This is a genomic window from Xanthovirga aplysinae, assembly GCF_009711365.1.
Lineage (GTDB): Bacteria > Bacteroidota > Bacteroidia > Cytophagales > Cyclobacteriaceae > Xanthovirga > Xanthovirga aplysinae.
In genome coordinates this window covers 1-1,957 of the sequence record NZ_SMMB01000501.1, presented here as the reverse complement: position 1 = coordinate 1,957, position 1,957 = coordinate 1, and the positions used below count along the sequence as shown (strand labels likewise).

The following is a 1,957-nucleotide window of genomic DNA, read 5'->3' as shown; positions in this document are numbered from 1 at the left end:
AAAATTAAATTGAGTGTTCATAAATGTACATTTTTAGATGAAAAATCGTACAATTATGGACAGTTTTGAAGACTGAAAATTCATAAATAGATGGAATTATCCCTGTTTAGAGTAAAGGAGATTGACATAATTAATTAGATAAGCTAAAACATGAAAGCAGAATAAGGGAAATGAGAATATAAATGATAATAAAGGACTCTTTTCATTTGATTTTAAGATCTTTACCAAAACATTTTACCCGTTTAAAAATTCTAATTAAATTGAATTTGGATAGAAGTTTTTTATGCTAATTTTACTTAATCGAATTGATTTTCAGGGGTTTGAGGTTTAAGGAGAAAATAAAAAATGAGTATCTAATAGAATGATCTACACCCATTAAAAGGTTGGTTATTAGTTCATTCAAATTTCTAATTTATTTAATAATTAAATTTTTATAGATCATGAGTAGAAAAATATTAGTGAGTGGAGCTGCAGGAAATACGGGTAGGGCAGTGGTAAACTGCTTATTAAATTCTGGTCATCATGTATTTGGAATTACTAGAGCTGGACAGTCGCTTAGTGAGTTTGATCAAAACCAAAATTTCAATCATCTTGAATTAGATGTTACACAACCCATGGAGGCTAAAAAATGTCTGGAAAATATTGAAAAAGAGGGACATCAAGTAGATGTTGCAGCTCTGTTGGTTGGAGGGTTTGCCATGGGAAATATTTCCAATACAGGAGAAAAACAGTTGAAGGAAATGTTCTCCTTGAATTTTGAATCTGCTTATTATCTTGCACGAGAAATTTTTATGCACATGGACCGATTTGGAAAAGCTGGACAGTTGATTTTTATTGGAGCTCGGTCAGCACTGGAACCTCAAGCTGGTAAAGACACATTAGCCTATTCTTTATCCAAATCTCTTTTGTTTCAATTGGCCGAATTACTAAATGCTGAAGGTAAAGCAAAAGGAATTCGCTCAACGATTTTAGTACCGAGTATTTTAGATACTGCTCCCAATAGGACAGCTATGCCAGAGGCCGATTTTGATTCCTGGGTTAAACCTGAGGCCCTGGGAGAAATAGTAAATTTTATAACTTCTTCCAAGGCTGATATACTTCAGGAAACTGTTCTGAAAACCTATAATAGAGCTTAAGAAAGGATTATAGATTCTAGCATAAAATTTAGGAGGGATTTACTTTACTTGATTAGCTGATTCTCTTAATTATTGTGCCCAAACCTATTTTTTAAGGCTAAGCATTAATTGTTTCAATGCTAATCTAGTTTCAGGTGACCACCATTGTTGTAATGTATCCTTTAAAGATTCCTCTATGTCTTTTTCAAGAAAGTTAATTAATGATTCTCGGAAATTCAATTTACTTTTTGTCCATGCAGAAGATGAGAATTGCAAATATTTATTTAGCTGGATTTCTGCATGATTCAAAACTAAGTCGTCGTTTACCACTTCATCTACTAAGCCATACTTTAAGGCCTCCGTAGGTGAAAATAGTTTTCCTTCCAATAAACTATGATAAGCGACTCGGTCTCCAAGCCAAAATGCGTATAAATCAAAAACCAGAGGAGGTGGAATTATTCCCAGAAGAACCTCATTTAAACCTATAACATATTTTCCATCGGCCATAACTCTGTAATCTGAACATAGGGAAAGAAGACATCCTCCCGCTGGACTGTGACCTGTGATTGCAGAAATTAACGGCTTCGGAAAAGCTATCAGCTGATGAATAAGCCCCATAAATTTAGTCCAAAGTTCATGGATTTCATCTTTGTTATAATGATAGAGCTCTGGAATGTCAAGCCCTCCGGAGAAAAAGCTCTCCTTACCGCATAAAATGGAGCCTTTAATCTGCTCCTCCTCTTCAATTTGATGAAAGACCTCTGACAGCTCAGTTATCATTAAATGATTAATGGGATTAGCCCTTCCTCTATCAAGCGTAACAATTACATATTTATTTTTTT

At 34.1% G+C, this 1,957-nt stretch carries 2 protein-coding genes; one reads left to right on the top strand and one right to left on the bottom strand.

Features of this window, described 5'->3' with window-relative positions:
• Window positions 1-440: 440 nt before the first annotated feature.
• Window positions 441-1,136 (top strand): SDR family NAD(P)-dependent oxidoreductase, encoded by a 696-nt coding sequence (locus tag E1171_RS02145; RefSeq protein WP_155203625.1) that lies wholly within the window; start codon window positions 441-443, stop codon window positions 1,134-1,136.
• Window positions 1,137-1,220: 84 nt separating this feature from the next.
• Here the strand turns inward: E1171_RS02145 and E1171_RS02140 are convergent.
• On the bottom strand, window positions 1,221-1,957 hold a 737-nt coding region (locus tag E1171_RS02140; protein WP_155203624.1), incomplete at its 5' end, for an enoyl-CoA hydratase/isomerase family protein.